Genomic DNA, 21,818 nt, shown 5'->3' with positions numbered 1-21,818 from the left:
AGTGAACCGAGCTCTGCCCGTGGTACGGCTGCGTGTCCCCACCGACGAGGACGCCGTCGCCTGGCACCGGGTGTTCGATCACCCGGACGTGATGGAGTTCCACGGCGGCAGGTCCGCCGAGCTGTCCTTCTACGAGGAGCTCACCGCCCGCCAGCGCAAGCACGACGCCGAACTCGGCTTCTGCCTGTGGACCATGCTCGACGCCGACGACCGGGTCATCGGCTTCACCGGCGCCCAGCCGTGGCCGCGCGCGTGGGGACCGGCGGGCGAGATCGAGATCGGCTGGCGGCTGGGCCGGGAGCACTGGGGCAAGGGGTACGTCACGGCGGCCGCGCGGATGACCCTGGAGCGGGTGCGCGCGGCGGGCGTCGACGGGGTGGTCGCCATGGTCAACGCGCGCAACGCCCGGTCGATCGCGGTCACCGAACGCCTCGGCATGCACCTGGCCGAGACCTTCACCAGCCCCGAAACCGACAAGTTGGCCCATTGCTACCGACTGGCACTGTGACAGTAAGTAACGCTTGGCTACGGAAAGCCACTTGACGCTTCCGGACGGCACCCCCGGGCGGTTACGCTGCCAGTACCTCTGGGGGTGACATCCGTGCGCATAACACCCAAGACACCCGAAGTGCGTGTGCCGAGGCTCGTCGGCCTGATGGCCGTGGACGCCCGTGAGGCGGCTCAGGCACGGGGAGTGCTGCTCACCGCGCCCGACCGGCCCGACTTCCGCCGCACCGTCGTGGACTACGTCGTACGGCAGTACCCGCCGCCCGGCGCCGAGGTGCCACGCGGCGCGGTGGTCACCGTGTGGTTCGACCTCGGGGAGGGCGAGGGCGGCGGAGGCGCGGGCGTACGGGAACCCCGGCTGCCCCGTCCGCCCCGGGGCGGCATGCAACGCGAACCGGACCGGCCCGGGGACGCCTTCGAACCGATCAGGTGAGCGCCCCCACGGCCCGAGGTCAGGACGTCTCCTTGAACCCCCGGTGCAGGGCCACCACCCCGCCCGTCAGGTTCCGCCACGCCACCTTCGACCACCCGGCCTTGCCCAGCCGCTCGGCCAGCGCGGGCTGGTCGGGCCAGGCGCGGATGGACTCGGCGAGATAGACGTACGCGTCCGGGTTCGACGACACCGCGCGGGCCACCGGCGGCAGCGCCCGCATCAGGTACTCGGTGTAGACCTTGCGGAACGGCTCCCACGTCGGATGCGAGAACTCGCAGATCACGACCCGCCCGCCAGGCCGGGTCACCCGGTACATCTCGCGCAGCGCGGCGTCCGTGTCCTGCACGTTGCGCAGCCCGAAGGAGATGGTGACGGCGTCGAACACGTCGTCGCGGAACGGCAGGCGCGTCGCGTCGCCCGCCGTCAGCGGCAGCCAGGGGTGGCGCTGCTTGCCGACCTGGAGCATGCCGAGGGAGAAGTCGCAGGGCACGACGTACGCGCCCGCACGCGTGAAGGGCAGCGAGGAGGTGGCCGTACCGGCGGCCAGATCCAGCACCTTCTGCGCGGGGCGCGCGTCGACCGCCTTCGCGACCTCCCGGCGCCACACCCGGTCCTGGCCGAGCGACAGCACGTCGTTCGTCAGGTCGTACCGTTCCGCCACGTCGTCGAACATCGAGGCGACTTCGTGCGGCTGCTTGTTCAGGGAAGCGCGGGTCACGGGGCCATTCTTGCAGCACCACCCCGCCGCGCAGGCAGGCACCGCCTCAGGGGAGCAGGCGCGGCCTCCTCCGGGCCGCCACGTCCTCCACCCACGCGCACATCAGCACGAACGCCCCGATCAGCACCCAGCCGACCGCGAACAGGAACCACTGGCTCTCCAGCGGCAGATACGCCTCGAAGGACGGCGCCTTCCTGAACCGGTCGATCAGCGGGACGGCGAGGATCAGCGCGATCTCGTGCCAGAGGTAGACGGTCACCGCGCGCGTGGACGACGGTGACGATCCGGTCCAGCCGCCGGTGGCGGGCGAGCCCGGCGAAATCGCCGCTGAGGTGGGTCTTGGTTTCCATCAGCGGCGTCACGAAGCCCGCCGACCAGAAGGCCTGCGCGAGCGGTTCTCGTCCAGGTCGTCGGTGCCGTACTCCGCCTGGTGCGCGACGGCGTACCAGCCTGAGTACGCGAGCGCGGCCACCGAGGACAGCACGACCCCGGCCGGCTTCGGGCGGCGATGCAGGAGGAACGGCCGGACCTGGAGGTGTCGTTCACGCTGCCGGTGAGGCGCTGCTCGAATCGGCCAACGACCACGATGTCCAGGTCGGTCGCCCGGGTGCCGATGTGGTCGACGGTCCGGGACCGGCAGTGCGAGGACGAGGACGCGGCGCAGGACGACGCGTCGACCGACTGCAGCGGGGTGGAGCAGAGCACGGGTCGGTCCGCAAAAGCATTCCGGGGCGGACGGGTTGACCCCTCATCGGCGCCGGTACACGAGCCGCCCCGCGAGGACCGTGGCCACGCAGGTGCGGGCGCCGCGTTCGGCGAGCGCCGCCACGTCGGGGACGTCGAACACGGCGAACGTCGCGTCGAAGCCCGCTTGGCCTTCCGGTGGCAAGGGCAGCAGCAGCACGTCGGCCAGGCTCCGCCCGGCCAGTGCGTCCAGGGTGGGCCGGCCCGAGGGCGCCGCGAACCGTTCCTCGACGCCGAGCCCCGCCCGGTGCACGGCGTCCACCACGGCGGGCCGCCACAGGTCCCCCGCCACGGCGACGGTCCCGTGCGCGAGCAGCCGCTGCACACCGCGTCGCGCGCTCGCGCCCCAGCGGCTGTCGGTCATGCCGAGCGCCGCGAGACCGTCACCGGTGATCGGCTCGGTACCCAGCTCGTCGGCCTCGCGCGGATCGGGGTGGTAGGCCCGCTCCAGCAGTTCGGGGCCGTAGGGATTCAGCAATCCGGGCGTGATCAGCCCGGGCCAGCGCCGGACCCGGGCGGTCGGCCACGCCGCCGCCAGTTCCTCGTACGTCCCGACGGCCGCGCAGCCGCGGCCGTCCACGAGCACCGCCCCACCGGGCACCGGAGGCCGCCGGTCGCCCGGTACGAGCAGGTCGGCGGCGTGGATGGTCAGCACGTCGGGGAGACGGAGTCGTCGCGTCAGTTGGAGGCAAGCAGCTTCAGCTCGGGATGAGCCGTGCCGCCCTCGATCGCGGTGGACGAGATGTGGGACATGACCCGCTCGTCGACCGGGTCGTTCGCGGGGTCGTCGTGCACGACGAGGTGCTCGTACGTCGTGTTCCGCTGCGCGGGCACGCGGTCCGCGCCCCGGATCATCTCGATCATCTCCATGAGGTTGGAGCGGTGCTTGGCACCGGCCGCCGAGACGACGTTCTCCTCCAGCATCACCGAACCGAGGTCGTCCGCCCCGTAGTGCAGCGTCATCTGCCCGGCGTCCTTGCCGGTGGTGAGCCAGGAACCCTGGATGTGCGCCACGTTGTCGAGGAAGATCCGCGCGATCGCGATCATCCGCAGGTACTCGAAGATGGTGGCCTGGGTGCGGCCCTTCAGGTGGTTGTTCTGCGGCTGGTAGAGGTACGGGATGAAGGCGCGGAAGCCGCCCGTGCGGTCCTGCACGTCACGGATCATCCGGATGTGCTCGATCCGCTCGGCGTTGGTCTCGCCGGTCCCCATCAGCATGGTGGAGGTGGACTCGACGCCGAGGTCGTGGGCCGTCTCCATGATCTCCAGCCACCGCTCCCCGCTCTCCTTCAGCGGGGCGATGGCCTTGCGCGGCCGCTCGGGCAGGAGTTCGGCGCCGGCCCCGGCGAAGGAGTCGAGCCCCGCGGCGTGGATGCGCCGGATGGCCTCCCCGACCGTCACCTTGGAGATCCGGGCCATGTGCTCGACCTCGCTCGCCCCCAGGCTGTGGATGACGAGCTGCGGGAACTCCTTCTTGATGGCCGAGAAGTGCTTCTCGTAGTACTCCACGCCGTAGTCCGGGTGGTGACCGCCCTGGAACATGATCTGCGTCCCGCCCAGTTCGACGGTCTCCGCGCAGCGGCGCAGGATGTCGTCCAGGTCGCGGGTCCAGCCCTTCGCCTTGTCCTTCGGCGGGGCGTAGAACGCGCAGAACTTGCACGCCGTGACGCACACGTTCGTGTAGTTGATGTTCCGCTCGATGATGTACGTCGCGATGTGCTCGGTGCCCGCGTACCGACGGCGGCGTACGGCGTCGGCGGCGGCGCCCAGCGCGTGCAGCGGGGCGTCGCGGTAGAGGTCGAGCGCCTCCTCGGGGGTGATCCGCCCGCCCGCGGCGGCACGTTCGAGGACGGACTGGAGGTCGGCCTTCTCGGTCACCGGGTGTCCCTTTCGTCAAGGGTTGTGGACGGACTGACCCAGCCTACGCCAGCCGTTGTCCCGCTCCGCCGTCAGGCCGTCGCGCCCAGCAACAGCCCGGCGCAGGCGCCCGCGAGCAGGAACGGCCCGAACGGGATCGCGGTCTTGCGTCCCGCCTTGCGTAGAACGACGAGGGCGCCGCCGTACACCGCCCCGGAGGCGAACGCGGCGAAGGTCCCCAGCAGCACCGCTCCCCATCCGTACCACCCGAGCACGGCCCCCGCGCCCACCGCCAGCTTCACGTCGCCGAAGCCCATGCCGCCGGGGTTGACCAGACACAGCAGCTGGTAGAAGCCGCTCAGGGCGAGCGCGCCGAGCAGGGCGGCGCTCCAGTCGCCGTCGTTCCCGGGCACCTGGGCGGCCACGGCGAGCAGGGCGAGCGTGCCGGCCGCGAGGGGCAGGGTCAGCGGGTCGGGCAAGCGCCGCACCCGCACGTCGACGACCGCGAGCAGCACACCGACGGGCGTGATCAGCAGCCACACGCCGAGCTCGGGGCAGGGGCCGGTGGCGGCGGCGAGGGCGGCGCACAGGACGGCGGTGAGGATGGCGAGCGGAAGGGCTGAGGGGCCGTAACGGGGGCGGGGGCACGCGCGGCACCGGGCCCGGCCGAGCCAGCCCCGGAAGGGGCCGGCGATCGGGTGCCCTGCCGGGCACGCGTCCCGCCAGGCCGGGCCCTCGCCGGGCGGCGCGTCCTCGGACGCCGCGGTGTCCGCGGCCGCGTGCGGCACCGACAGCCGGTACGCCGCCCGGGGCAGCGACGCCCCCGTCCCCGCGCCCCACGCCGCCGCGGCGGCGACCAGCAGTTCCTCACCCAAGCCCCGCCCACCCCCTGTTCAGCCCGCCGCCCGCTCATGCCCGCATCGGCACCGCTTGCTCACGCCCACCACCCGCTCACGCCCACCGCAACGCCGGACGGTCTACTCGACCTTCGACATCCGCGCCTGCGGATGTCCCGAACGGGCGCTGTCGGACGTGTACATCAGGTCGTCACCGGTCGGGACGAGCCGGACCGTCGTGGCTTCCTGGTTGCAGCCGCCGTGGTTGTCCTGCTCGCCGACCGACCGGGCGACGAGTTGTTTCTCCGTCACCTGCTGCAGGGTCAGGACGTCGACGCAGACCCCGCCCAGCTGGTCGGTCTGCCGCAGCCGCCCCAACTCCTGGCCCACCTCGGCCTGTCGGACGGTGACCCGGAACGTGCCGGCGGGCAGCGTGCCGTCCAGGGCCGTGCCCTGGCCCTCCCAGGTGCCGAGGTAGCGGGCCGGGATGTCGGACGGGCCGCTGGTCGGGCCGGCGCTCGGCGCCGAGGAGGAGGCGTCGTGGCCGGCGCCACCCGCGCTGTCCTCGCGTTCGCCGGGCAGCAGGTCGAGAACGAGGACCGAGCCGACGGTCGCCGCCGCGAACGCCCCGGCGACGGCGAGCACCACCGTGCAGCTCAGCCGCCGGCCCCGCCCGCCGGCCTCCGGCGCCGCCGTCGCGGCCACGCTCACGGAGACCTTGCCGGGCCGCCCGCCCGGGTCGGCGACCGCGTCCTCCGGCTCCGCCGGACACGGCTCCGGCACGGCACCCGGCATCACGGGCGGCGGTCCGAAGGCCCCGAGGGCCGCACCGGCACCAGCCGTGGGACCCGCGTCGGCCGCGTCGGTCCCCGCACCACCCGCGCGCCCGGCGTCGGCCACGGCTCCCCCACCGCCCGCCGGGCCACCGGACTCCCCCGGCCCCGAAGGAGGAGCCCCGGCCCCCGCCGCCTCCAGGTTCAGCAGCCGTACGGCTCCCCGGCTCACCTGCGTCACCAGCGCCCCCGGCAGCCAGCCGGCCGCCACCAGCCGCGCCGCCCCCTCGGGTGCGAGCCGCCGGGCCACCTCCCCCGGCGTCGGCCGCGCGCCCGGCTGCTTGGCCAGGCACCCCGCGACGACGTCCCGCAACTCCCCCTCCAGGGCGTCGAGCAGCGGCTCCTCGTGCACGACCTTGTAGAGCAGCGCGGCCGAGGAGTCCCCGGGGAAGGGGGGCTCACCCGCCGCCGCGTACGCCAGCACCGCGCCCAGCGAGAAGACGTCCGCCGCCCCGGTGACGCCCTTGCCGAGGATCTGCTCCGGCGCCATGTAACCGGGCGAGCCGATCGAGACCCCCGTCGACGTGAGTGACGCCGTACCGTCGAGGGCGCGCGCGATCCCGAAGTCGATCAGCAGCGGTCCGTCCAGGGTGAGCAGCACGTTGGACGGCTTGACGTCCCGGTGCACCAGGCCCAGCTCGTGCACCGCGGCCAGCGCCTCGGCCAGGCCCGCCCCCAGCGCCCGTACCGAGTGGACGGGCAGCGGGCCGCCGTCCGCGACCGCCGCGGCGAGCGACGGCCCGGCGGCGTAGGCGGTGGCCACCCACGGCACCGGCGCCAGCGGGTCCGCGTCCAGCACCGGCGCGGTCCACGCGCCGCCCACCCGCCGCGCGGCCTCGACCTCGCGGCGGAAGCGGGCGCGGAACTCCTCGTCGAGCGCGAGATGCGGGTGCACGACCTTCACCGCGACGGTACGGCCGCCCGCGCTGCGGCCCAGATACACGCGGCCCATGCCGCCGGAGCCGAGCCGGCCGAGCAGCCGGTAGGGCCCGATGGCGGTGGGCTCGTCGACGCCGAGCGGCTGCATGGCGTCCGCCCCCTCTCCCCCGTACGCCTGCACTGCCCGCAGCGTATCGGCCGGGCCGGTACGGGGGGGTGACGTACGGGGCCGCCGTCCTACGGCTTCAGCAGATCCACCTTCACGTCCGCCGGGAAGCCGGTCGTCGGCCCGACGCGGCGGGCGAACTCGGCCACGGCCGCGAGCTGGGCGCCGCCGAAGCGGAAGTCGAGGGTGGTGAAGTACTGCTCCAGGACCCGCTCGTCGAAGGCCTCCCAGCGGGCGGCCTGCTCGGCGACCTTGGTGACCTCCTCCAGCGAGAGGTTGCGGGAGGCGAGGAAGGCCTCGTGCACCCTACGGGTGATGACCGGCTCGCGCTCCAGGTAGTCCCGGCGGGCCGCCCACACGGCGAAGACGAACGGCAGCCCGGTCCACTCCTTCCACAGCGCGCCGAGGTCGTGCACGGCGAGGCCGTACCTCGGCCCGTCGTGCAGGTTCGCCCGCAGCGCGGCGTCGCCGATGAGCACGGCCGCCTCGGCCTCCTGCATCATCAGGCTGAGGTCGGGCGGGCAGGTGTAGTAGTCGGGTCGTACGCCGAACCGTTCCGCCAGCAGCAGCTGGGCGAGGCGTACGGAGGTGCGCGAGGTGGATCCCAGGGCCACCCGGGCGCCGTCCAGCCGGTCCAGCGGGACCTGCGAGACGATCACGCAGGACATCACCGGTCCGTCGCAGCCGACGGCGATGTCCGGGAAGGCGACGAGGTCGTCGGCGTTCTTCAGGAACTCCACGAGGGTGATCGGCCCGATGTCGAGATCGCCCCCCACCAGCTGCTCGCTGAGCTTCTCCGGGGTGTCCTTCGTCAGCTCGAAGTCCAGCAGCGTCCCCGTTCTGGCGAGCCCCCAGTAGAGGGGGAGGCAGTTCAGGAACTGGATGTGGCCGACGCGCGGCCGCGTGCGAGAAATGTCCACATCGAGAGGCTAGACCCCGTGGGATAGGGTGCAGGCTTCTGGGGGTCGCCCAGTCGGACGTCAGCGCCGACACGACGTTCAAACATCCGGGTGACGTGATCTTGACCCCTATTGCTTTCGGCTGCCCGCGTGCTAGGCTCGCCGCAAGTTGCAGTTTGGTTTCCCTTGCAGTACAGAGCCTGCGGAGCATGTGACCGCGGGCTCTCGACGTTCTTGGACATATGCAGTTGTGCAGAACTCATCTTCACACTTGCTGGTTCTGGAGCAGGGCAACCCTTTGAGCCCAAGGAGGGCTTATGGCTACCGGAACCGTGAAGTGGTTCAACGCCGAAAAGGGCTTTGGTTTCATCGCCCAGGAAGGCGGCGGCCCCGACGTCTTCGTCCACTACTCCGCGATCAACGCGACCGGCTTCCGGTCCCTTGAGGAGAACCAGCACGTGACCTTCGACGTGACCCAGGGTCCGAAGGGCCCGCAGGCGGAGAACGTCACCCCGGTCTGATCCTCTGATCCAGGATCGAGTGCAATACCCAAGGAGCCCCACGCCATCCGGCGACGGGGCTCCTGCCTTTTCCCGCACTTCGGGACGATGAATTCTTCGGGAATTCCGGAAATACCCCGCGTAATTCCCCCGGAGGGCACGCCGGCCCGCGGTCAGCGGTGTGCGGGGTATGCGAAGTCGTAGACGGCGAAGTCGGTGAGCGGGACGAATTCGAGGACGACCGTCGTCGACGCGACGCCCGCACCCGATAGGTTCACGTCATGGGGGACGTACAAACGCTTTCGGCAGCGCGATTCGAGACCGACCGGCCGCACCTGCGGGCGGTGGCGTACCGCATGCTGGGCTCGCTGAGCGACGCCGAGGACGCCGTCCAGGAGACCTGGCTGCGGGCGGAGCGAGCGGACATCGCCGGTGTCCAGAACCTCACCGGCTGGCTGACCACCGTCACCGGACGGGTCTGCCTGAACATGCTGCGCTCCCGCCGCGCCCGCCCCGAGCAGCCGTACGACGACCACACCCCCACCCCGGAGGACGGCGTCGACCCGGAGCAGGAGGCGCTCCTCGCCGACTCGGTCGGCGTCGCAATGCTGGTCGTGCTCAACCGCCTGGCACCCGCGGAGCGGCTGGCGTTCGTGCTGCACGACCTGTTCGCCGTGCCCTTCGACGACATCGCCCCGCTGGTCGAGCGCACCCCGGCCGCGACCCGCCAGCCGGCGAGCCGAGCCCGGCGGCGGGTGCGGGGCGGCGCGCCCGCGACCGCGGATCTGGTCCGGCAGCGCGAGGCGGTCGACGCCTTCCTGGCCGCGGCCCGCGGCGGTGACTTCGAGGGGCTGCTCGCGCTGCTCGACCCGGACGTCGTCCTCACCGCCGACAAGTGGGTCGTACCGACCCCCGAGGCGATCACGCTCACCGGCGCCCGCCCGGTCGCCGAGAGCGCCCTGGCCGCGACGGCCCGCGCCCGGTTCACGGGCCCGGCGCTGCTGGACGGCCGGGTGGGCCTGGCGATGGCCCCGCTGGGGCGCCTCACCCTGGTCCTCACCTTCACGGTCACCGCCACCGGCATCACCCGGATCGAGGTCGTCGCGGACCGCGACCGCCTGGAGGGGACGGAGGTCGCGGTCCTGGACGCCTGATCAGCCGGTCGCCGCCAGCATCAGCGACCCGACCACCGGGGCGGCGTACAGCAGCGGAAACGGCACGTGCGAGAACCACCGCGCCCGGAGGACCGTGACGACCGCCCCGGTGAAGTAGAGGACGAGCCCGATCCCGGCCGCCACGCCGACCACCGGGACCGCGAGGCCCGCCAGCAGCCCGGCCGCCCCGGCCGCCTTGGCGGCGCCCAGCCAGGGCCACCAGCCGCGCGGCACGCCGTAGTCGGCCAGCGGCTTCACCACCCACTCGGCCCGCAGGAAGACCGACGCGGCCGAGAACCCCGCCATCACGGCGCCCAGCACGGTCACAACGACGTACGCAGTGGACATCTCAGCACTCCCGGCAGCTCAGGAACTCCGTCGTCCCGCTGACACGTCTCGTGCCGGACATGTGACCGGACTGCCGATGTGACCTGGCTCACTCCGCGTACAGGGCCTCCACCTGCTGGGCGAAGTCCCGCAGGATCACCTCCCGGCGCATCTTCATCGTCGGGGTCAACTGCCCGCTCGACTCCGTGAAGTCGGTGGGCAGGACGGTGAAGCGGCGGATGGACTCGGGCCGGGAGACCAGCTTGTTGGCCTCGTCCACCGCGCGTTGCAGGACCCCGCGCAGTTCCTCGTCGTCCACCAGCAGTTCGGGCGGCACCGGGTGCTTGCCGTTCATCTGCCGCCAGTGGGTGATGCCGTCGGGGTCGAGGGTGATCAGGGCGGTGATGTAGGGGCGGCGATCGCCGAGGACGAGGCAGTGGGAGATCAGGGGGTGCGAGCGCAGCCAGTTCTCCAGCGGCGCCGGGGCCGTGTTCTTGCCGCCCGCGGTGATCAGGATCTCCTTCTTGCGGCCGGTGATGCTGAGGTATCCCTCGTCGTCCAGCCGGCCGATGTCGCCCGTGGGGAACCAGCCGTCCGGCGACGCCGGGACCACCCCGCCCGCGTGCGGTTCCCAGTAGCCGCGCAGGACCTGGCCCCCGGCGAGCAGGATCTCGCCGTCCGCCGCGATCCGCACCCGCGTACCGGGCAGCGGCCAGCCGACCGTGCCGAGCCGTGGCCTGAGCGGCGGCGTCACGGTGGCCGCGCCGGTCGTCTCGGTCAGCCCGTAGCCCTCGTACACGTCGATGCCCGCGCCCGCGTAGAACGCGGCAAGGTCGCGGCCGAGCGGGGAGCCGCCGCAGACGACGTAGCGGATCCGGCCGCCGAGGGCCTTGCGGATCCGGCGGTAGACCAGGGGGTCGTAGAAGGCGCGGGACGCCTTCAGGGAGGCGGTGGGGCCGGGGCCGGTGCCGCTCGCCCGGGCCTGGGCCGCCTCGCCGTAGCGACGGGCGATCTTCGCCGCGCGGTCGAACGCGGCCGCCCTGCCGCCGCGTTCGGCGGTGGCGCGGGCGCTGTTGAAGACCTTCTCCAGCATGTACGGGATGGCCAGCAGGAAGGTCGGCCGGAAGGCCGCCAGGTCGGCCAGCAGGTCCTGCGACTTCAGGCTGGGCGCGTGCCCCAGCCGGACCCGGGCGCGCACGCAGGCCACGGCCACCATCCGGCCGAACACGTGGGACAGCGGCAGGAACAGGAGGGTGGCCGCCTCCTCGCTGGTGCGCGCCTTGAAGACCGGGTAGAGGAGTTCGATCGCGTTGTCGACCTCCGCCAGGAAGTTGCCGTGGGTCAGCGCGCAGCCCTTGGGGCGGCCCGTGGTGCCGGAGGTGTAGACGAGGGTCGCCAGGGTGTCCGGGCCCAGCATCCCGCGCCGCACGTCGACTTCGGCGTCCGGCACCGGCTGTCCGAGTTCCGCGAGCCGGTCCACGTGGTCCTTCTCGACGACCCACAGGTGCCGCAGGTCGGGCAGGTGCGGGAGTTCGGGCCCGAGCGCCGCCGCCTGGCCGGCCGTCTCCGTCACCAGGGCGACGGCGCCGGAGTCCTGGAGGATCCAGCGGGTCTGGAAGACGGACGAGGTCGGGTACACCGGGACGGTCACCAGTCCGGCCGCCCAGGCCGCGAAGTCCAGCAGGGTCCACTCGTACGACGTCCGCGCCATGATCGCGATCCGGTCGCCCGGCGTCAGCCCCTCGGAGATCATGCCCTTGGCCACGGCCAGCACCTGGGCGACGAACTCCGCCGCCGTCACGTCCGCCCAGCGGCCGTCGTCGTCCCGGCGGCTGAGCACCGGGCGCGCCGGCTCCACGGCCGCGTTCTCGAACGGCAGATCGGCCAGCGACCCGTGCGACACGGGCGGCACCAGCGGGGGCACGGCCACCTCCCGCACCTCCCCGTCCAGCCGCCGTATCTCGGGCTCGACGAGGACCGGCCCGCCGTCCGGGTCGTATGCGAACGACGATCCGGAGTTCTGGTGCGGTAAGGGCGTTGACGAGTACGAAATGGGCATGGGCAGCTCCTGGGGCCTGCAGCGCGGTACTGCTCGGCTGCATGAGGTACGCGCGGCGCGTACGGAGGCGTTCACCGGCGATGGGTCCGGCTCGTGACGGGAACGCCGGTCGGGAGGGGATCTTACGGCTCTCTCGTGGGGAGGTTGTGCGGGTTCGGGGATGCTCCGGGGGTGGGCCTGTGGAGTCCGCACACTTGCGGTACCTGGGCTTACCTACGGTAACCTTACTTACGAGTAAAGCGAGGAGAGGGTCCGGTCAGGGCCCCGTGGAGGAGCGAGTGAAGGACAGGGTGAGGAAACCGGAATGACCATGGCCGACCACCTCCCGCTCCTCACCGGCGCGCTCCGCTCCCCCTTCAAGCGCCCTCGCCCGGACGCCCGCTTCCCCCGCACCCGGCTGGTCCGGTCCGGCGTCCGGATCGACCTGGCCCGGCTCGCCGCCTACGAGCTGGTCTGCGGCTTCCCCACCGGCGCCGACGCCCTCCCCCTCACCTATCCGCACGTCCTGGCCTTTCCGCTGGCCATGCGGCTGTTGGGCGGGCGGGACTTCCCGCTGCCGCTGCTCGGCCTGGTCCACACCTCGATCGAGCTGACCCGCCACACCGCCCTCTCGGCCACCGACGCGTACGACCTCGCCGTGCGCGTCGCGGGGCTGGCCCCGCACCGGCGCGGGACGGAGGCGACGGTGGTGACCGAGGCGCTGGCCGGCGGCGAGGTCGTGTGGGAGTCGCGCAGCACCTATCTGGCCCGGCACCGCACCGACGGTGGACCGCAGGCCGGGTCCAAAGAGCGCACGCCGCTGCCCGCGGGCGGGGAGTGGCGGCTCCGCGCCGACATCGGGCGGCGCTACGCCGCCGTCTCCGGCGACCGCAACCCCATCCACCTGCACCCGCTCACCGCCCGCCCGTTCGGCTTCCGGCGGCCGATCGCGCACGGCATGTGGACGGTGGCCCGCTGTCTCGCCGCGCACGGCACACCCGAAGCGGTGCTGGTCAGGGCCGAGTTCCGGGCGCCGGTGCCGCTGCCGGGGACAGTGGAGTACGCCGCCGGGGGCGGGCGTTTCGAACTGCGCCGGGGAGACCAGGTGCACGTCGGCGGAGCCGTGCACCCGCTCCCTTCACGCGCTCGGCGGTGACCAGCGCCGGCCGGCCATGAGCTCGCCGAGCCCGGTCCAGGCGAAGTTCATCAGGGTCGCCGCCGCCTGCCGGGCCGTCACCGACGGGGTCGCGTTGGCCCAGTCGGCGAGCGACTCGGCGGCGCCGACCAGGGCCTCGGCGAGCCCGGCGACGTCCCGTTCGGGCAGCGGCGGGTCCACGGAGGCGCCGCCCGCCGGAGCCCGGTCGGCGGACCGGGCAAGGGCGTCGCGCGCGGCCTCGGCGATGAGCTGGGTGACGAAGGCGACGATGCCCGCGCGCACCACGGTGACCTCGGCGGCGAACACCTCCCCGTGGGTGCGGGCCTGGAGGTGCAGCACGGACCAGCCGTCGGGGTGCCGGGCGGTGTGGGTGAAGAACGCCAGCAGCCCGTCCCAGAGTTGACGGTCGGCGGGCAGCTCACGCCGCACCCCGGCCCGTACGGCCGCGAAGAGGGCCTGGGCCTCGCGGCGGATGCAGGCCGTGAAGAGGTCGTCCTTGGAGTTGAGGTAGAGGTACACCAACGGCTTCGACACGCCCGCCAGTTCGGCGATGTCGTCCATCGACGCCGCGATGTAGCCCCGCTGCCCGAAGATCTGGACGGCGGCGTCCAGCATCTGCTGCTCACGGACCGCACGCGGCATCCGCTTGGTCTTGACGGCACCCATGCGGCTCAGCGTACGGTCCGCGGACCACGCCTCAGGCCGGTTCCGGTCTGAGCCGGGTCAGGCGGCGACGGCCACCCGGTCCCGCTCCTCCACCGGCGAGCCGCGAGCAAACCTTACGAAGCATGCCCTTGCGCACGTGCCGTGTCGTCGGCGGCGTCCTCCTGGCTGCGGTTGGCCTCGAGGTTGGCCTTGGCGCGGTCCACCTTCTGCACGATCTGCACGGAGGCCCGGTCCCGCTCCTTGCGCAGCACGACGAAGCTGATCGGCGCGGAGATCACCAGCGCGAGCAGCACCACCCAGACGCCGTTGGAGGAGCCGAGTCCACGCGGGGCGAGACCGGAGTAGACGAGTCCCCAGACGACCACGAAGCAGCCCACGAAGATCCCGAGGCGCATCAGCGTGTAGCGGAGCATCTCATCCACTCTTCCGTATCGAACGGCCAGAACCACCCAAAGGGCACCGTCCAGTGAAGCACGTCCGGCGGCGGATCCCGCAAGCGGGGGTGCGGCGCTCAGTGCAGCGGCAGGAGCATGACGACATCGTCGCGGTCGTCGCCGGGCGCGACCCGGATGGCGGCGGGGACTCGGCCGACCTCCTTGTAGCCGGAGGACTCGTAGAACCGCTCGAGCCCCAGCCCGCCCCGGCACGTCAGCCGTATCGCCTCGATCCCCTCGATCCCGCGGGCGGCGTCCGCCGCGGCGGCGAGCAGGTCCCGGCCGTAGCCCTTGCCCTGGTGACGGGGATGCACCATCACGGTGTAGAGCCACAGCCAGTGCCGCATCAGCCGGTGCGTGTTGAAGGTGAGGAACGCGGTCGCGGCGACCCGGCCGTCCTCGTCGAATCCGGCGAGCAGCCGGCTGCGGCCCTCTGCCATCGCCACGAGTTGCTTCACCAGTTCGGGGCGGACGGTCTCCCGGGTCACGGGCGGCACGAAACCGACGGCTCCGTCGGCGTTGGAGACATCCGTCCACAGGTCGAGCAGGCCGTCGCGCAGGGGGCGGTCCACGGCGGGGTCGAGAACGAAGGCAAGGGGCATGGGCGAATCGTATTTTTCGCCTCGCACGGCCAGGACAGCACCCGGGCCAAGCCGGCGTGCGTGCCGGCACAGCGCCCGTGCGGAAGCAACGCCCGCTCCGAAGCAACGCCCGTGCCGGGACGGCGTGCGTGCGCTAGGACAGCGCCCGTGTCAGGACAGCGCCCGGCGCGCCATGACAGCACCCGTGCCAGGAGGGCGTGCGTGCGCCAGGACAGCGCCCGTGTCAGGACAGCGCCCGGCGCGCCATGACAGCACCCGTGTCAGGAGGGCGTGCGTGCGCCAGGACAGCGCCCGGCCGGCGCAGCGTGCGTGCGCTAGGTGTATTGGGTCATGACGTTGGTGACGGCCGAGTACGGCTAGGACAGTGCCCGTGCCGCCACCGTCAGATCCGAGACCAGCCCCCGGTAGGCCGCCTCACGGTCGTCCGCGCGCAGGACCGACGACGGGTGCACGGTCGGCACCAGCCGTTCGCGCCGCCCGTGGATCTCCTCCTCCAGCACGGTCCCCCGCACCTGCGTCACCCGGAACGACGAGCCCAGCAGCGCCTTGCCCGCGGTGGCGCCCAGCACCACGATCAGCTCGGGTTCGACGAGGGCCAGCTCGGCGGCGAGCCACGGACCGCACGCGGTCGTCTCCCGCAGGCTCGGCGCCTTGTGGATCCGCCGCTTGCGGGGTTCCGCCCGGGTGAACTTGAAGTGCTTGACGGCGTTGGTGACGTACGCCTCGCCGGGGTCGATACCGGCCTCGGCGAGCGCCCGGTCGAGCAGCTTCCCGGCGGGGCCGACGAAGGGCCGGCCCTGGCGGTCCTCCTGGTCGCCGGGCTGCTCGCCGACGAGCATGACGCGGGCGTGCTCGTTCCCGGCGCCGAACACGGTCTGAGTTGCGTCCCGGTGGAGGGGGCAGCCCCGGCAGCCGGAGGCGGCCTTGCGCAGGTCCGCGAGCCCGGCGCTCTCCGGAACGAAGGGCTCGGCGGTGTACTGGTCCTCGGGGGCGGTGGTGCGTGAGGTCACGGTCGCCGGGTACCCCTGGTGGCCGGCCGGGAACGCGGGCGCGGGCGGGGGACCGGCGTCCGGCCGCGCGCCTGCCCGCCCCCATGGACAGCTCACCGCCCCCGCGACGTCACACCCGCATCGGCTGCGGCGCCTCACGGCGTGCCGGGTCGGGACCCTCGAACTCGCGGATGATCTCGTAGCGCGTGTTGCGCTCCACCGGCCGGAAGCCCGCGTCGCGGATGAGGTCCAGCAGGTCGTCGCGAGTGAGCTTGTGGGGCGTGCCGTAGTTGTCGGCGTCGTGCGTGATCTTGTACTCGACGACCGAGCCGTCCATGTCGTCGGCGCCGTGCTGGAGGGCGAGCTGGGCGGTCTGCACGCCGTGCATCACCCAGAAGACCTTGACGTGCGGCACGTTGTCGAACAGGAGCCGGGAGACGGCGAAGGTCTTCAGCGCCTCCAGCGGGGTCGCCATGGTCGTGCGGGCCTGGAGCCGGTTGCGTACCTTGCCGTCCTGCATGTCGACGAAGTCGTGCTGGTAGCGCAGCGGGATGAAGACCTGGAAGCCGCCGGTCTCGTCCTGCAGCTCGCGCAGGCGCAGCACGTGGTCGACGCGGTGGCGGGGCTCCTCGATGTGGCCGTAGAGCATGGTGCACGGGGTCTTCAGTCCCTTCTCGTGCGCCAGCCGGTGGATGCGGGACCAGTCCTCCCAGTGGGTGCGGTGGTCCACGATGTGCTGCCGGACCTCCCAGTCGAAGATCTCCGCGCCACCGCCGGTGAGGGACTCCAGGCCCGCGTCGATCAGCTCGTCGAGGATCTCGGAGGCGGAGAGCCCGGAGATGGTCTCGAAGTGGTGGATCTCGGTGGCCGTGAAGGCCTTCAGCGACACGTTCGGCAGGGCGGCCTTCAGCTCGCGCAGCGAACGCGGGTAGTACCGCCAGGGCAGGTTGGGATGCAGCCCGTTGACGATGTGCAGCTCGGTGAGGTTGTCGGCCTCCAGCGCCTTGGCGAGCTTGACGGCCTCCTCGATGCGCATGGTGTACGCGTCCTTCTCGCCGGGCTTGCGCTGGAAGGAGCAGTACGCGCAGGAGGCCGTACAGACGTTGGTCATGTTGAGGTGGCGGTTGACGTTGAAGTGGACCACGTCGCCGTTCTTGCGCGTGCGCACCTCGTGGGCGAGGCCGCCGAGCCAGGCCAGGTCGTCCGACCCGTACAGCGCGATGCCGTCCTCGCGGGTCAGCCGCTCACCGGAGCGGACCTTCTCCTCCAGCTCGCGCTTGAGCCCGACATCCATGCGCACACCTCTCTCAGACAGACTTCGCCAACCGTACTCCCCGCCCCTCGCGGGCCGGGCGGCCCCGTGGGCGCTGGGCGCCTACACCTCTTCGGGCAGCTCACCCACCCGGTTCTCCCACTTCGTGGACAGCACGATGGTGGTCCGGGTCCGGGACACGCCCTTGGTTCCGCTCAGCCGGCGGATGATCTTCTCCAGCCCGTCCACGTCGGTCGCCCGCACCTTGAGCATGTACGAGTCGTCCCCGGCGATGAACCAGCAGTCCTCGATCTCCGGCAGGTCCCTCAGCCGCTGCGCGACGTCCTCGTGGTCGGCGGCGTCGGAGAGGGAGATGCCGATCAGGGCGGTGACCCCGAGACCGAGGGAGGCGGCGTTCACGGTGGCGCGGTAGCCGGTGATGACGCCGGCGGCCTCCAGCCGGTTGATGCGGTCGGTGACGCTGGGTCCCGACAGGCCGACGAGGCGCCCCAGCTCCGCGTAGGAGGCCCGGCCGTTCTCCCTGAGGGCCTGGATGAGCTGCCTGTCCACGGCGTCCATTGCGATCGAAGCCTTCCGCTGAAGAGGTCTGACGTGTTCCTGGTAAGTGCAGGTGGCGCTCAGGTGGTGCGCGAACCGCCGCCCAGTCCGCCGGCCCAGCGGCGGTAGAGCGTGTGGGGGACGCCGGCCGCGTCGAGGACCCGTCCGGCGACGAAGTCGACGAGGTCCTGGATGTGCGTGGCGCCCGCGTAGAAGGCGGGCGAGGCGGGTACGACGGCCGCGCCGGCGTCGTCCAGGGAGACCAGGTGCCGCAGCGTCTGCCCGCCGAGCGGGGCCTCGCGCACGGCGACGACCAGTGGACGCCCTTCCTTCAAGGTGACGCTCGCGGCCCGTTGCAGCAGGTCCTTGGAGAGCCCGAGGGCGACTCCGGCGACGCAGGCGGTGGACGCCGGCACGATCAGCATCCCCTTCGCGGGGTACGACCCCGAGGACGGCCCGGCGGCGAGGTCGCCCGCGCTCCAGTGCCGTACGTCGTCGAGCGCGACGTCGAAGGTGTCCGGCTTGCCGTCGGCTCCCCTGGACAGCCATTGCCGCAGGTCGTCGCGCCAGTGCGCGTCCCGGAAGGGGAGGCCGGTCTCGTCCAGCAGGGTGAGCCGGGAGGCCCGGCTGACGACCAGGTCGACGCTCTCCCCCGCCTCCAGCAGCGCACGCAGCACTGCAGCCGCATACGGCGTCCCGGATGCTCCGGACACCCCCACGATCCAAGGCACGCGCTGCGATTCCCCTGCGTTCACATATTGAGCGTACCGGTGAGCGGGGCGGACCTCAGGACGGGTCGGCCGCCTTGGGATCGACGGGGAGCTGACCGGTCGGCAGCGTCAGCTTGCCCAGCGAGGTGTCCACGGACAGATCGGGGCCGTACGGGATGAGGTCTCGGCCGCGGTAGCCGTCGGGGCCGGGATTCCACATCGTCACGATGTGCCCCTGGAGCGGGTCGAGCACCAGGTAGTTGGCGATGCCGCGGGAGGCGTACCAGCGGGGCTTGAACTCGTAGTCGCGGCGGACGCTTTCCGGGGACACCACCTCGGCCACGAGCTCGATCAGGTCGGCCGGGTACGCGGCGCGGTTCTCGGCCTCCGCCTCGGCCGGGATGACAGCGAGGTCGGGGCAGAACTCATTGGCGTCGTCGAAGGGGAAGGCGACATCGCTCACGATGGCCCAGCCGGGTGGCAACTGGCCTTCCACGATGGACCACAGCCGTTGGATGGTCCTCCCGTGAAACGCCCTGACCGGGTTCATCACGATGCTGCCCTCGACAATCTCCGTCAGATAGCCGGGGAAGAGATCCTCCAGCTTGCTGAGCTGCGAGTGCAGGCGGTCGATGCCCGAGACGGTCACGGTGGCCTCCCTGGGGTCCTGCCCTCGATGGTAGGCCGCACCGTACTCACACGGTCAGACCCCGAACCAGAAGATCGAGCAGCGCGCACACGAACAGGGCAATCCCGATGAACCCGTTGACGCTGAAGAACGCCCTGTTCAGCCGTGACAGGTCGTGCGGGCGGACGATGGTGTGCTCGTACACGAACGCGCCCGCGACGATCAGCAGGCCCAGCCAGAAGAAGGCGCCCGCGTCGGTGGCGAGGCCGTACCAGACGAACAGGGCCGTCGTCACGGCGTGGCAGACGCGGGCCGACCGGATCGCCGCCGGGATGCCGAAGCGGGCCGGAACGGACATGACGCCGATCTCGCGGTCGGTCTCGACGTCCTGGCATGCGTAGATCAGGTCGAAACCGCCGATCCAGACGCCCACGGCGAGGCCGAGGATCACGGCCTCCCAGGACCAGGCTCCGCTGATCGCCAGCCAGCCGCCGACCGGGCCCATCGCCTGGGCGAGGCCGAGGATGGCCTGCGGGAAGTTCGTGAACCGCTTGCCGTAGGGGTAGACCACCATCGGGACGACCGCGACGGGCGCGAGGGCCAGGCACAGGGGGTTGAGCAGCGCCGCCGCGCCGAGGAAGACGACCAGGGCGATCAGGGCGCCGGTCCAGGCGTGCCGCACCGACATCGCGCCCGTGACCAGCTCGCGGTGGGCCGTGCGCGGGTTCCGGGCGTCGATCTCGCGGTCGATGATCCGGTTGACGGCCATGGCGAAGGTGCGCAGGCCCACCATGCAGACGGTGACCAGCAGCAGACGGCCCCAGTGGATGTTCCGGTCCCACTGGAACATCGCCGTGAGCGAGGCGATGTAGGCGAAGGGCAGCGCGAAGACCGAGTGCTCGATCATCACCAGGCGCAGGAACGCCTTGGTGCGGCCCGGCTGCGGGAGCGCGGCGGAAGCGGAACTCACAGGCCGTACTCCTTCCAGCGGCGGTCCACCAGCGCCGCCGTCCGCGGATCGGACTCCACCATGTCGGGCCATCCCCCGTCGCGCGTGTACCCCTCCTCGGGCCACTTCTTCGTCGCGTCGATGCCCGCCTTGCCGCCCCAGAACTGCTGGTAGGACGCGTGGTCGAGGTGGTCGACCGGGCCTTCGACGACCGTGAGGTCGCGGGCGTAGTCCGTGTTGCCGAGGGCCCGCCAGGCGACCTCGTGCAGGTCGTGCACGTCGCAGTCGGAGTCGACCACCACGATCAGCTTGGTGAGGGACATCATGTGCGCCCCCCAGATCGCGTGCATCACCTTCTGCGCGTGCTTGGGGTACTTCTTGTCGATCGAGACGATCGCGCAGTTGTGGAACCCGCCCGCCTCGGGCAGGTGGTAGTCCACGATGTCCGGGACGATGATCTTCAGCAGGGGGAGGAAGAAACGCTCCGTCGCCCGGCCGAGGGGTCCGTCCTCCGTCGGGGGGCGGCCCACGACGATCGACTGGAGCAGCGGGCGCTTCCGCATCGTCACGCAGTCGATCTTCAGTGCGGGGAAGGGTTCCTGCGGCGTGTAGAAACCGGTGTGGTCGCCGAACGGGCCCTCGGGGAGCATCTCACCGGGCTCCAGCCAGCCCTCGATGACGACCTCCGCCTGCGCCGGCACCTGCAGCGGCACCGTCTTGCAGTCGACCATCTCGATCCGCCTGCCGGCGATGAACCCGGCGAACAGGTACTCGTCGATGTCACCGGGGAGCGGGGCGGTGGAGGCGTACGTCACGGCGGGCGGGCAGCCGAAGGCGATCGCGACCGGCAGCCGCTCCCCGCGCCGGGCGGCCACCTGGTAGTGGTTGCGGCTGTCCTTGTGGATCTGCCAGTGCATGCCGATCGTGCGCCTGTCGTGGCGCTGGAGGCGGTACAGGCCGAGGTTGCGCACGCCGGTCTCGGGGTGCTTGGTGTGGGTCAGGCCCAGGTTGAAGAAGGAGCCGCCGTCCTTGGGCCAGGTGAACAGGGCGGGCAGCTGCTCCAGGTCGACGTCGTCGCCGTGCAGGACGACCTCCTGCACCGGGGCGTCCTTCACCTTCTTCGGCGGTACGTGCGTCATCGCGCCCAGCTTGCCGAAGGCCTCGCGCACCCCGACAAACCCGTGCGGCAGTTCCGGCTTCAGCAGCCCGCCGATCTTGTCGCTGATGTCCGCGTAGGACTTCAGCCCCAGCGCCTTCAGCAGCCGCCGGTCGGTCCCGAACACGTTCATGGCGAGGGGCATCGACGACCCCTTCACCTTCTCGAAGAGCAGCGCGGGCCCGCCCGCCTTCTGCACCCGGTCGACGATCTCCCCGACCTCCAGATACGGGTCGACCTCCACCTTGATGCGCTTCAGGTCCCCCTCGCGCTCCAGTGCCCTGAGCAGGGAGCGAAGATCGTCGTAAGCCATGGGGTCAAGTATCCCCGAGGGGCTACCCTGGCCCCGTCACGGGGGCCGTGTGCGCGGCCCCCGACCGCCGTTCCACGAGGTGACCGCCGATGCTCCGGATCCTGATGTTCGTCGTACCGCTGGCCTTGAGCGTGTACGCGTTCATCGACTGCATCAGCACGGACGAGAAGGACATCCGGCACATCCCCAAGCCCTTGTGGGCGATCCTGGTGCTCCTGTTCCCCCTCGTCGGCTCGATCTCCTGGCTGATCGCGGGCAAGCGGCGCCGCCCGGCCGGCCAGGTCGGACGTCGCGGCCAGTGGGTCGCCCCGGACGACAACCCCGAGTTCCTGCGGTCGCTCTCCGAGGAGGAGCAGGACAAGAAGAAGGGCAAGAAGCAGGACGGCGACGACAGCTGACGCGTCAGTCGTCTCGTGGACGACCCCGAGTGCGTGGCGATGATGCGCGCCTTCCGCCAGGCCAACCCGGCGCTGTGGAATGAGGACGTCGGGGAGGAGTGAATCCCACGGCTCCG

24 protein-coding genes and 1 pseudogene are annotated in these 21,818 nt (G+C 71.8%); 6 read left to right on the top strand and 19 right to left on the bottom strand.

The features are described from left to right. The first annotated feature begins 1 nt into the window (after position 1). Together IPT68_RS20985 and IPT68_RS20980 are read left to right on the top strand one after the other, a co-directional pair. Positions 2-508, top strand: a complete 507-nt coding sequence (locus tag IPT68_RS20985; protein WP_189701355.1) for a GNAT family N-acetyltransferase — start codon at positions 2-4, stop codon at positions 506-508. 93 nt (positions 509-601) lie between these two features. Further along, complete coding sequence (locus tag IPT68_RS20980) at positions 602-940, top strand: PASTA domain-containing protein (protein WP_189701354.1); 339 nt, start codon at positions 602-604, stop codon at positions 938-940. Positions 941-959: 19 nt separating this feature from the next. Here the strand turns inward: IPT68_RS20980 and IPT68_RS20975 are convergent, their stop codons facing one another. From IPT68_RS20975 to IPT68_RS20945, 7 genes and pseudogenes are all read right to left on the bottom strand, one after another. Continuing rightward, positions 960-1,658 (bottom strand): demethylmenaquinone methyltransferase, encoded by a 699-nt coding sequence (locus IPT68_RS20975; protein ID WP_189701353.1) that lies wholly within the window; start codon positions 1,656-1,658, stop codon positions 960-962. Between the two features lie 46 nt (positions 1,659-1,704). Then, a pseudogene (locus IPT68_RS20970) lies at positions 1,705-2,163 on the bottom strand (acyltransferase family protein); the annotation flags it as partial. A 243-nt stretch (positions 2,164-2,406) separates the two neighbouring features. Continuing rightward, positions 2,407-3,057: an amidohydrolase family protein gene (locus tag IPT68_RS20965; protein WP_189701352.1), complete on the bottom strand. Its 651-nt coding sequence runs from the start codon at positions 3,055-3,057 to the stop codon at positions 2,407-2,409. Between the two features lie 23 nt (positions 3,058-3,080). Further along, positions 3,081-4,280 (bottom strand): cyclic dehypoxanthinyl futalosine synthase, encoded by a 1,200-nt coding sequence (gene mqnC / locus IPT68_RS20960; RefSeq protein WP_189701351.1) that lies wholly within the window; start codon positions 4,278-4,280, stop codon positions 3,081-3,083. A gap of 71 nt (positions 4,281-4,351) precedes the next feature. After that, positions 4,352-5,134, bottom strand: coding sequence for a prepilin peptidase (locus IPT68_RS20955; RefSeq protein WP_189701350.1), 783 nt, complete (start codon positions 5,132-5,134; stop codon positions 4,352-4,354). Positions 5,135-5,236: 102 nt separating this feature from the next. Next, complete coding sequence (locus IPT68_RS20950) at positions 5,237-6,955, bottom strand: serine/threonine-protein kinase (protein WP_189701392.1); 1,719 nt, start codon at positions 6,953-6,955, stop codon at positions 5,237-5,239. An 89-nt stretch (positions 6,956-7,044) separates the two neighbouring features. Next, positions 7,045-7,893 carry a menaquinone biosynthetic enzyme MqnA/MqnD family protein gene (locus IPT68_RS20945; protein ID WP_189701349.1) on the bottom strand — a complete coding sequence of 283 codons (849 nt, stop codon included), beginning with the start codon at positions 7,891-7,893 and terminating at the stop codon, positions 7,045-7,047. Positions 7,894-8,189: 296 nt separating this feature from the next. On the opposite strand from IPT68_RS20945, the gene IPT68_RS20940 reads away from it, so the two are divergent. Together IPT68_RS20940 and IPT68_RS20935 are read left to right on the top strand one after the other, a co-directional pair. Continuing rightward, positions 8,190-8,393: a cold-shock protein gene (locus IPT68_RS20940; RefSeq protein ID WP_189701348.1), complete on the top strand. Its 204-nt coding sequence runs from the start codon at positions 8,190-8,192 to the stop codon at positions 8,391-8,393. Positions 8,394-8,653: 260 nt separating this feature from the next. Further along, complete coding sequence (locus IPT68_RS20935) at positions 8,654-9,526, top strand: sigma-70 family RNA polymerase sigma factor (RefSeq protein WP_189701347.1); 873 nt, start codon at positions 8,654-8,656, stop codon at positions 9,524-9,526. Here IPT68_RS20935 and IPT68_RS20930 read toward each other — a convergent pair whose 3' ends face one another. Together IPT68_RS20930 and IPT68_RS20925 are read right to left on the bottom strand one after the other, a co-directional pair. Then, on the bottom strand, positions 9,527-9,874 hold the full coding sequence (locus tag IPT68_RS20930) for a DoxX family protein (RefSeq protein WP_189701346.1): 348 nt from the start codon (positions 9,872-9,874) through the stop codon (positions 9,527-9,529). An 88-nt stretch (positions 9,875-9,962) separates the two neighbouring features. Further along, the gene (locus IPT68_RS20925) at positions 9,963-11,912 is read right to left on the bottom strand and encodes an AMP-dependent synthetase/ligase (protein WP_189701345.1); all 1,950 of its coding nucleotides are present in this window, start codon (positions 11,910-11,912) and stop codon (positions 9,963-9,965) included. 304 nt (positions 11,913-12,216) lie between these two features. Here IPT68_RS20925 and IPT68_RS20920 point away from each other — a divergent pair, with 304 nt between their 5' ends. Further along, positions 12,217-13,047, top strand: coding sequence for a MaoC family dehydratase (locus IPT68_RS20920; protein WP_189701344.1), 831 nt, complete (start codon positions 12,217-12,219; stop codon positions 13,045-13,047). Here the strand turns inward: IPT68_RS20920 and IPT68_RS20915 are convergent. The 10 genes from IPT68_RS20915 to IPT68_RS20870 all read right to left on the bottom strand — a co-directional run bounded on the left by IPT68_RS20915 (position 13,030) and on the right by IPT68_RS20870 (position 21,304). Next, positions 13,030-13,713, bottom strand: coding sequence for a TetR/AcrR family transcriptional regulator (locus tag IPT68_RS20915; RefSeq protein WP_189701343.1), 684 nt, complete (start codon positions 13,711-13,713; stop codon positions 13,030-13,032). The two genes, IPT68_RS20920 and IPT68_RS20915, sit on opposite strands and share 18 nt — an antisense overlap. Positions 13,714-13,826: 113 nt before the next feature. Beyond that, positions 13,827-14,126: a DUF4229 domain-containing protein gene (locus IPT68_RS20910; RefSeq protein ID WP_189701391.1), complete on the bottom strand. Its 300-nt coding sequence runs from the start codon at positions 14,124-14,126 to the stop codon at positions 13,827-13,829. Between the two features lie 98 nt (positions 14,127-14,224). Beyond that, positions 14,225-14,749 (bottom strand): GNAT family N-acetyltransferase, encoded by a 525-nt coding sequence (locus tag IPT68_RS20905; RefSeq protein WP_189701342.1) that lies wholly within the window; start codon positions 14,747-14,749, stop codon positions 14,225-14,227. Between the two features lie 356 nt (positions 14,750-15,105). Continuing rightward, the gene (locus IPT68_RS20900) at positions 15,106-15,759 is read right to left on the bottom strand and encodes a UdgX family uracil-DNA binding protein (protein ID WP_189701341.1); all 654 of its coding nucleotides are present in this window, start codon (positions 15,757-15,759) and stop codon (positions 15,106-15,108) included. A 109-nt stretch (positions 15,760-15,868) separates the two neighbouring features. After that, the gene (mqnE, locus tag IPT68_RS20895; RefSeq protein ID WP_189701340.1) at positions 15,869-17,032 is read right to left on the bottom strand and encodes an aminofutalosine synthase MqnE; all 1,164 of its coding nucleotides are present in this window, start codon (positions 17,030-17,032) and stop codon (positions 15,869-15,871) included. 81 nt (positions 17,033-17,113) lie between these two features. Continuing rightward, positions 17,114-17,569 carry an Lrp/AsnC family transcriptional regulator gene (locus tag IPT68_RS20890; RefSeq protein WP_189701339.1) on the bottom strand — a complete coding sequence of 152 codons (456 nt, stop codon included), beginning with the start codon at positions 17,567-17,569 and terminating at the stop codon, positions 17,114-17,116. Positions 17,570-17,628: 59 nt separating this feature from the next. After that, positions 17,629-18,303, bottom strand: a complete 675-nt coding sequence (locus IPT68_RS20885) for a UbiX family flavin prenyltransferase (RefSeq protein WP_189701338.1) — start codon at positions 18,301-18,303, stop codon at positions 17,629-17,631. A 31-nt stretch (positions 18,304-18,334) separates the two neighbouring features. Next, the gene (locus IPT68_RS20880) at positions 18,335-18,907 is read right to left on the bottom strand and encodes a Uma2 family endonuclease (protein ID WP_189701337.1); all 573 of its coding nucleotides are present in this window, start codon (positions 18,905-18,907) and stop codon (positions 18,335-18,337) included. Positions 18,908-18,953: 46 nt separating this feature from the next. Beyond that, positions 18,954-19,856, bottom strand: a complete 903-nt coding sequence (gene mqnP, locus IPT68_RS20875) for a menaquinone biosynthesis prenyltransferase MqnP (RefSeq protein WP_189701336.1) — start codon at positions 19,854-19,856, stop codon at positions 18,954-18,956. Then, complete coding sequence (locus IPT68_RS20870) at positions 19,853-21,304, bottom strand: menaquinone biosynthesis decarboxylase (RefSeq protein ID WP_189701335.1); 1,452 nt, start codon at positions 21,302-21,304, stop codon at positions 19,853-19,855. The genes mqnP and IPT68_RS20870 overlap by 4 nt, the downstream gene beginning before the upstream one ends. An 89-nt stretch (positions 21,305-21,393) precedes the next feature. On the opposite strand from IPT68_RS20870, the gene IPT68_RS20865 reads away from it, so the two are divergent. Further along, complete coding sequence (locus IPT68_RS20865; RefSeq protein ID WP_189701334.1) at positions 21,394-21,702, top strand: PLD nuclease N-terminal domain-containing protein; 309 nt, start codon at positions 21,394-21,396, stop codon at positions 21,700-21,702. Positions 21,703-21,818: the final 116 nt, after the last annotated feature.

The sequence above is a fragment of the Streptomyces chromofuscus genome, assembly GCF_015160875.1.
Classification (GTDB): Bacteria; Actinomycetota; Actinomycetes; order Streptomycetales; family Streptomycetaceae; genus Streptomyces; species Streptomyces chromofuscus.
This window is presented reverse-complemented; position numbering and strand designations above follow the sequence as displayed.

Bases quoted from the DNA above. Each gene is read 5' to 3' on its own strand.
- IPT68_RS20910 (WP_189701391.1), bottom strand. From the start codon at position 14,126: ATGCTCCGCTACACGCTGATGCGCCTCGGGATCTTCGTGGGCTGCTTC.
- IPT68_RS20950 (WP_189701392.1), bottom strand. From the start codon at position 6,955: ATGCAGCCGCTCGGCGTCGACGAGCCCACCGCCATCGGGCCCTACCGG.
- IPT68_RS20905 (WP_189701342.1), bottom strand. From the start codon at position 14,749: ATGCCCCTTGCCTTCGTTCTCGACCCCGCCGTGGACCGCCCCCTGCGC.
- IPT68_RS20930 (WP_189701346.1), bottom strand. From the start codon at position 9,874: ATGTCCACTGCGTACGTCGTTGTGACCGTGCTGGGCGCCGTGATGGCG.
- IPT68_RS20915 (WP_189701343.1), bottom strand. From the start codon at position 13,713: ATGGGTGCCGTCAAGACCAAGCGGATGCCGCGTGCGGTCCGTGAGCAG.
- IPT68_RS20925 (WP_189701345.1), bottom strand. From the start codon at position 11,912: ATGCCCATTTCGTACTCGTCAACGCCCTTACCGCACCAGAACTCCGGA.
- IPT68_RS20865 (WP_189701334.1), top strand. From the start codon at position 21,394: ATGCTCCGGATCCTGATGTTCGTCGTACCGCTGGCCTTGAGCGTGTAC.
- IPT68_RS20940 (WP_189701348.1), top strand. From the start codon at position 8,190: ATGGCTACCGGAACCGTGAAGTGGTTCAACGCCGAAAAGGGCTTTGGT.
- IPT68_RS20935 (WP_189701347.1), top strand. From the start codon at position 8,654: ATGGGGGACGTACAAACGCTTTCGGCAGCGCGATTCGAGACCGACCGG.
- IPT68_RS20890 (WP_189701339.1), bottom strand. From the start codon at position 17,569: ATGGACGCCGTGGACAGGCAGCTCATCCAGGCCCTCAGGGAGAACGGC.
- IPT68_RS20920 (WP_189701344.1), top strand. From the start codon at position 12,217: ATGACCATGGCCGACCACCTCCCGCTCCTCACCGGCGCGCTCCGCTCC.
- IPT68_RS20870 (WP_189701335.1), bottom strand. From the start codon at position 21,304: ATGGCTTACGACGATCTTCGCTCCCTGCTCAGGGCACTGGAGCGCGAG.
- mqnE (WP_189701340.1), bottom strand. From the start codon at position 17,032: ATGGATGTCGGGCTCAAGCGCGAGCTGGAGGAGAAGGTCCGCTCCGGT.